Source organism: Murinocardiopsis flavida, from assembly GCF_003014485.1.
Lineage (GTDB): Bacteria > Actinomycetota > Actinomycetes > Streptosporangiales > Streptosporangiaceae > Murinocardiopsis > Murinocardiopsis flavida.
In genome coordinates, this window is sequence record NZ_PYGA01000020.1 from 132,904 (window position 1) to 140,091 (window position 7,188).

Here is a 7,188-nt window from a genome sequence, read left to right on the forward strand (position 1 = left end):
CGCATGGGCCGTCCGCGCGCCGGAGACCGAGATTCCAGGAGGAGAAATGACGAGCGAGACCTCGGGCCACGTCGACCGGAAGGACCTGCGCCGCAGCGTGTTCGCCGGATCGGTCGGCGTGTTCGTCCACTGGTTCGACTGGGCCGTCTACGCCTACCTCGCCACCACCATGGCGCAGGTGTTCTTCCCGGAGCAGGACGGCACGACCGGGCTGCTGTCGGTCTTCGCGGTGTTCGCCGTCGCGTTCTTCGTCCGCCCGCTCGGGTCGGTGCTGTTCGGCCACCTCGGCGACCGCTTCGGACGCAAGACGACGCTCTCCGTCGTCATCATCTCCATGGCGGCCGGAACCCTCATGCTCGGGCTGCTGCCCACGTACGAGTCCGTCGGCGTCATCGCGCCGCTGCTGCTCGTGGTCGCCCGGATCATCCAGGGCCTGGCGGCGGGCGGTGAGTTCGGCTCGGCGGCGGCGTTCCTCGCCGAGTTCTCACCCCCGAAGCGCCGCGGATTCGGGTGCTCGTGGATCGAGTTCGGCTCGGTCGGCGGGTTCCTCTGCGCGTCGTTCGTCGTGTGGGCGCTGCATTCGGTCTTCACCCCGGCCGATGTGCTCGACTGGGCGTGGCGGCTGCCGTTCCTGCTGACGGTCCCGCTGGCCGCGGTCGGTCTCTACATCCGCCTGCGCATCGAGGACACCCCCGAGTACCGGGCGCTCGAGGACATGAACAACGTCCCGAGCCAGCCGGTCGTCGAGGTGTTCCGCTCGAACGGGCGGCAGTTCCTCCAGACCGTCGGCATCGAGACGTTCATGAACTCGACCTTCTACATCGTCCTCGTGTACCTGATCACCTATCAGGAGGAGATCGTCGGGATCCCCGCGGACCGCGCGGCCCTGCTCTCCGCCGGGGCCTCGGTGGTCGCCATGGGCGTGATCCCGCTGTCCGGCATCGTGTCGGACCGGGTGGGGCGCAAGCCGGTGCTGTACACCGCCGCGGGCCTGATGGTGGTGGGGTCGGTGCCGCTGTTCCTGCTGATGCAGGTGAACTCGTCGTGGTCGGCGTTCGCCGCAACCTTCGGGCTGGCCGTGATCCTGGCGGTCATCCTGGGCACGCACGCCTCGGCGGTGGCGGAGCTCTTCCCGACGCGGACCAGGCAGAGCGGTCTGTCGATGGCCTACAGCGTCGCCGGCGCGTTCTTCGCCGGAACGCTGCCGTACCTGATGACCTGGCTCATCGCCCTCACCGGCAGCGCCATGGTCCCCGGGTTCACGATGATCGTGATCGGGATCATCGGCGCGGTGACACTGCGGACGATGCCCGAGACCAGCGGCTCGGACCTGCTGCACGAGAGCGACCGCGCCCCCCGCTGAGCGCCCACGGCCGCATCGGCCGCACCCGCAAGCCCGCGCCCGCGAGCCCGTGAACGATCGCCGACGGCGGCCGGCGGATCGGCACGCGCGCATGGACGCGCACCGTATCAACCCGCGATAGCCGCCCACTGGAATGGAGGTTCCGGATGTCCAGCCACGAGGTCGAGGCCGTCGTCGTCGGAGGAGGGCAGGCCGGCATAGCGATGAGCGAGCACCTGAGCGACCGCAAGGTGCCGCACGTCGTCCTGGAACGGCACCGCATCGCCGAACGCTGGCGCTCGGAACGGTGGGACTCCCTGGTCGCGAACGGGCCCGCGTGGCACGACCGGTTCCCCGGCCTGGAGTTCACCGATCTCGACCCCGACGCCTTCGCCACAAAGGAGCAGGTGGCGGACTACTTCGCCGCCTACGCCGCGAAGATCGGCGCGCCGGTCCGGTGCGGGGTCGACGTCACCTCCGTGCGCAAGAACCCGGGCCGCCTCGGATTCCGGGTCGAGACGTCCGACGGGCCCATCGAGGCGCGCCACGTCGTGGCCGCCACCGGCCCCTTCCAGCGGCCGGTCATCCCGCCGATCGTCCCCGAGTCCGCAGGGCTCCGGCAGGTCCACTCCAGCGGGTACCGCAATCCCGCGCAGCTCCCCGAGGGCGCCGTCCTCGTGGTCGGTTCCGGGTCGTCGGGGGTGCAGATCGCCGACGAGCTCCGGGACTCCGGGCGGCGGGTGTACCTCGCCGTCGGCCCGCACGACCGCCCCCCGCGGGCCTACCGCGGCCGCGACTTCGTCTGGTGGCTGGGCGTCCTCGGCAAGTGGGAGGCCGCGGCGCCGCCCAAGGGCGCCGAGCACGTCACGATCGCGGTAAGCGGCGCGCACGGCGGCCACACCGTCGACTTCAGGACGCTGGCCGGCCGCGGGATCACGCTCGTCGGCCGGGCCGCGTCGTTCGACGGCGGGACCATGCGGTTCGCGCCCGACCTCCGCGACAGCATCGCGAACGGGGACGCGAACTACCTGTCGCTGCTCGACGAGGCGGACGCCTACATCGCGCGCAACGGCCTCGACCTCCCCGAGGAGCCGCAGGCGCGCCTGCTGGGCGCCGACCCGGCGGCGGTGACCGACCCCATCCTCGAACTCGACCTCGCCGGGGCCGGGGTCACCGCCATCGTCTGGGCCACCGGCTTCACCGTCGACTACGGCTGGCTGGACGTCGACGTGTTCGACGAGAACGGCAGGCCGGAACACCAGCGCGGCGTCACGGCCGAACCCGGCGTCTACTTCCTGGGCCTGCCATGGCAGTCCCGGCGCGGATCGAGCTTCATCTGGGGCGCCTGGCACGACGCCAAGTACGTGGCCGACCACATCTCGATCCAGCGGAGCTACCAGGCGTACCGGCGACCGGGCCGGTGACCGGCGGCCCCGCAGTCCAGAAAGCGAGCGAACAGTGACCACCCACACCCGCATCCGGAAGTTCAACACCAAGGACACCTACCCGGAGCAGAACCTCGACAACGACCTGTGCCAGGCGGTCGTCGCCGGGGGCGTCGTGTACCTCCGCGGCCAGATCGGCCAGGACCTGGACTCCCGGGAATCCGTCGGTATCGGCGACGTCCGGGCGCAGACCGAGAAGGCCATGGCGAACATCGAAACACTCCTGGCCGAGGCCGGCAGCGGCCTCCAGGACATCGTCAAGGTGACGATCTACCTCATCGACCCCCGCTACCGGGAAGAGGTGTACCGCGAGGTCGGGCGCTGGCTGAAGGGCGTCCACCCGGTCTCCACCGGTATCGTCGTCCAGGCCCTCGCCCGGCCGGAGTGGCTCGTGGAGATCGACGCCACGGCCGTGATCTCAGGGAGCGCGCAATGACCTTCTCCATCGCCGCCCACCAGGACGGCCGGTTCGGCATCGCCGCCACGTCGTCCTCACCGGCGGTCGCCGCACGAGTGATCCACCTGCGCGACTCGGTCGGCGCGGTCACGTCGCAGAACATCACCGACCCGCGGCTGGGCCCGGCCCTGCTGGACGCGCTCGCGTCGGGGGCCGACCCCGAAGCCGCCATCGCGGCGGTCCGCAGGGACGAGCCGGACATCGACTTCCGGCAGCTGACCGTGGTCGACGGCTCGGGCGCCGCGGCGACGTTCAGCGGCCGCCGCACCCTCGGCGTGCACGGTGCCGCCACCGGGCCGCACTGCGCCGCGGCCGGCAACCTGCTGTCCCGCCCGGACATCCCCGAGACCCTGTGCACGGCCTTCGCCGCAGCAGAGGGCGAACTGGAGGAGCGCCTGCACGCCGCGCTCGCGGCCGGCCTCGCCGCCGGCGGCGAGGCCGGGCCCGTGTACTCCGCCGGGCTGTCGACCGTCTCCGCGATCGGCTGGCGCGACACCGATCTGCGCGTGGACTGGCAGGAGGACCCCATCGGGGAACTCGGGCGGCTGCTCGGCGTCTGGCTTCCGCAACGGGACGCCTACGTCCAGCGCGGCCTGGAGCCCGCGGCCTCGCCCGGTTACGGGGTCCCCGGCGATGACCGCTGAACGCCCCGGGCTCCCCACCGCCGCCGACCACCTCGCGCGCCTGATCGAGTACTCCGAGACGCTGCACGCCCACCCGGAGACCGCCTGGCAGGAGCACCGGGCGGCGCGGTGGACGGCCGAACTGCTCGCCGAGTTCGGGTTCACCGTGACGACCGGGTACCTCGGCTTCCCGACCGCCGTGCACGCCTCCTACGGGTCGGGCGGCCGCCGGGTCGGCTTCATCGTCGAGTACGACGCGCTGCCCGGCCTCGGGCACGCCTGCGGGCACAATCTGATCGCCGCGATGTCGAGCGGCGCGGCGATCGCGCTGCGGCCGTGGGCGGCGGCGCTCGACCTCCGGATCGACGTGATCGGCACGCCGGCGGAGGAAGGCGGCGGGGGCAAGATCGAGATGCTCGACGCCGGTGCCTTCACCGACCTCGACCTCGCCCTCATGGCACACCCCGGGCCCGTCGACGCGCCGCGGGCCGAGCCGTACGCGGTCGCCCACGACCACGTCCGCTTCACCGGGCACACCGCGCACGCCGCCGCCTACCCGCATGAGGGCCGCAACGCCAACGACGCCTTCGTGATCTCACAGGTGGCCGTCGGCCTGCTGCGCCAGCAGCTCCCGCCCGCCACTCGGGTCCACGGGATCCAGACGGTCGGCGGGGCGGCGCCCAACGCCATCCCCGGGGTCACGGAGGGCCGCTGGTACACGCGCGCCGAGACGCTCGCCGAACTGGCGCCGCTGCGCCGCCGGGTCAGGCAGTGCTTCGAGGCCGGCGCGCTGGCGACGGACACCGCGCTGGAGTTCACCCCGGAGTCGCAGCCCTACTCCGAATTCCGCACGGACGAGCGCGCGTTGGAGATCTACCAGGCCCACGCGCGCGACCTCGGGCGCCGGTTCGACGCGCCCGTGGAACACCAGACGATGAACCGCGCGTCGACCGATCTGGGCAACGTCTCGCAGCTCGTCCCCGCCATCCACCCCTACATCGGGCTCGACTGCTTCCCGGTGAGCAACCACCAGCCGGATTTCGCCGCCGTGTGCGTCGGCGCGGCGGCCGACCGGACCCTCGCCGACGGTGCCACCCTCCTCGCCCGCACGGCCCACACCTACTTCACCTCGCCACCCGCCTGACCCGCCGCCGCGGCCCGGGGCCGCGTCACGTCCTCGACGGATCGTGGCGTGCGAGGACCGCGCTTGCCCCCGCGAAGAGTTCCGCGCGGAGCTCGTCCATGCCGACGTCGGGGAACTGGTTGACCGGATCCGTCGCGGCGGCGAACGCCTGTGCCGCCCGCAGTCGACTGCGCCAGTCCGGATCCGGGCCCGCCAGGACCTCCACCGCCCGGTCCACGGTGCCCACCAGCCGTCCGACGATGTGGACCGATTCGTCGCCGTAGACCGAGGCGTCCCGGAACAGCAGCCGCATCACGTCCCGGTGCCGCACGATCACGTCGATGCACCCGCGGAGCACCCGGCGCCGCGCCTCGTCCTGATCGGGCTCTTCGGCCGCAGCGGAGACCGCGGTGTCGAGTTCCCGGACCGGCTCGCTGAGCAGCGTCTCCAGGATCTCCGCCTTGCTGCCGAAGTGGTAGTACAGCGACGGTTTGGTGATGCCCAGCCGCTCGGCGATCTGGCGCATGGTGGCCGCGCGATAGGTGTGGGCGGCGAAAAGCTCCCGCGCGGTGGCCAGGATCCGGTCCTGGGTGCTCGCCCCGTCCTGTGTGCTCATCGAAGGACTCCTCTTCCGCGGTACCGGATAACCCTAGCGGATTTGCCTACCAACCGGTTGGTAGTTAGCCTACCGACCGGAAGGTAGGTGGTTGAGATGGAGCTCAACGGAACAGTCGTGTCAGGCTTCGAGCGGGTGCGGGCCGAATTCGAGCGGAGCTTCGCCGAGCGCGGCGAGGTCGGTGCCTCGGTGGCGGTGTGGTGGCGGGGCAGGCCGGTGGTGGACCTCTGGGGCGGGCTCGCCGACCCGGACGCGGGCACCCCGTGGGCGGCCGACACGGTGGCGACGATCGCGTCGACGACCAAGGCGATGGTGGCGATCAGCGTGCTGAACCTGGTCGAGCGCGGCGAACTCGACCTGGACCGCCCGGTCGCGTACTACTGGCCGGAGTTCGCCGAGGCGGGCAAGGGCGACATCACCCTGCGCATGGTGCTCACCCACCGGTCCGGGGTGGTGTCGCTCGCCCACCGGCCGGTGACCCGGCAGGGGCTGGTCGAGGGCGAGCCGGTCTTCGACGCGATCGCCGCGGCGAGCCCGCGATGGGAGCCCGGCACCGCGCACGGGTACCACGGGGTGACCTTCGGACACCTGCTCAGTGCGGTGGTGCGAACGGTCACCGGCACGACGGTCGGGCCCTGGTTCGCCGAAGCCGTCGCCGGGCCGCTCGGACTCGACTGCCATATCGGCCTGCCCGAGGACAAGCTGCCGAGGCTGGCACGGCTGGTCCTGCCGGAATCAATGGACGAGGTGGGACTCGGCAGCCAGGTCGAGGGGATGCACGGGCTCTACGCGGGGCTCGCGGATCCGGATTCACTGACCTACGAGGCCATGTACGGCAGCTTCGACATCGGCTGGGAGTCGGCGGCCGACCCGGCCTTCGCGCTGATCGAGGCTCCGTCGACGGACGGGACCGCGTCCGCAGCCGGACTCGCCAAGCTGTTCGCGGCGACGATCGGCGAGGTCGACGGTCGGCGGTTGTTCGGCGCGGACCTCGTCGAGCAGGCCGGAACCCGCTACTCCAGCGGCACCGACCGTGTCCTGAACATCCGTACGGACTGGGGGCTGGGCTTCATGGTCCCCGGCGGACCGTTCGTGCCCGGTTCGTTGCCGCGTCGGGCGTTCGGGCACGGCGGTGCGACCGGATCGTTCGCCTTCGCCGACCCGGCGCACGAACTGGCGTTCGGCTACGTGCCGAACCGCGGCTCGGAACTCCTGGAGGGCAACGACCTCCGGGTGAACGCCTTGGTGGACGCGGTGTACGCCGGCTTGGCCGACGCGTCGTGACCGCGCGAACACCCCCGCGGCCGCACCGCTGGCGCCGGCCCGCCACCCGTTCGCCACCGACCCTCCGACCGCCCCGGGCCCCGGCGCCCGCGTCCTGATCGCGGGCGCCGTTCACATCGGTGGGATCCGGGCGGCGCCGGCCGACGTCCAACCCTGAGAAGCACCGTGGTCGAGACCGCGGCACAACTCCACAGCCAGTGCGAAGTCCTTCAGTTCCCCCACACGAGGACCCTTGCCATGAAACGCCAGATCGGCGCGGCCGTGTGCGCCGCGATCCTGCTGTCCGGATGCTCCCTGC

General features: G+C 71.9%; 7 protein-coding genes. 6 read left to right on the forward strand and 1 reads right to left on the reverse strand.

All coding sequences use genetic code 11. From position 1 onward, the window contains the following. The first annotated feature begins 46 nt into the window (after positions 1-46). The 5 genes from CLV63_RS24980 to CLV63_RS25000 all read left to right on the forward strand — a co-directional run bounded on the left by CLV63_RS24980 (position 47) and on the right by CLV63_RS25000 (position 5,011). Complete coding sequence (locus CLV63_RS24980) at positions 47-1,363, forward strand: MFS transporter (protein ID WP_106585639.1); 1,317 nt, start codon at positions 47-49, stop codon at positions 1,361-1,363. 146 nt (positions 1,364-1,509) lie between these two features. Then, positions 1,510-2,766 (forward strand): flavin-containing monooxygenase, encoded by a 1,257-nt coding sequence (locus tag CLV63_RS24985; protein WP_106585640.1) that lies wholly within the window; start codon positions 1,510-1,512, stop codon positions 2,764-2,766. 34 nt (positions 2,767-2,800) lie between these two features. Continuing rightward, complete coding sequence (locus CLV63_RS24990) at positions 2,801-3,223, forward strand: RidA family protein (protein ID WP_106585641.1); 423 nt, start codon at positions 2,801-2,803, stop codon at positions 3,221-3,223. Further along, on the forward strand, positions 3,220-3,888 hold the full coding sequence (locus CLV63_RS24995; RefSeq protein ID WP_106585642.1) for a DUF1028 domain-containing protein: 669 nt from the start codon (positions 3,220-3,222) through the stop codon (positions 3,886-3,888). The genes CLV63_RS24990 and CLV63_RS24995 overlap by 4 nt, the downstream gene beginning before the upstream one ends. Beyond that, positions 3,878-5,011, forward strand: coding sequence for a M20 family metallopeptidase (locus tag CLV63_RS25000; RefSeq protein WP_106585643.1), 1,134 nt, complete (start codon positions 3,878-3,880; stop codon positions 5,009-5,011). The genes CLV63_RS24995 and CLV63_RS25000 overlap by 11 nt, the downstream gene beginning before the upstream one ends. Before the next feature lie 25 nt (positions 5,012-5,036). On the opposite strand, the gene CLV63_RS25005 is transcribed toward CLV63_RS25000, so the two are convergent. Then, positions 5,037-5,606: a TetR/AcrR family transcriptional regulator gene (locus tag CLV63_RS25005; RefSeq protein ID WP_106585644.1), complete on the reverse strand. Its 570-nt coding sequence runs from the start codon at positions 5,604-5,606 to the stop codon at positions 5,037-5,039. A gap of 96 nt (positions 5,607-5,702) precedes the next feature. Here CLV63_RS25005 and CLV63_RS25010 point away from each other — a divergent pair, with 96 nt between their 5' ends. Further along, positions 5,703-6,890 (forward strand): serine hydrolase domain-containing protein, encoded by a 1,188-nt coding sequence (locus CLV63_RS25010; protein WP_106585645.1) that lies wholly within the window; start codon positions 5,703-5,705, stop codon positions 6,888-6,890. Positions 6,891-7,188 lie beyond the last annotated feature (298 nt).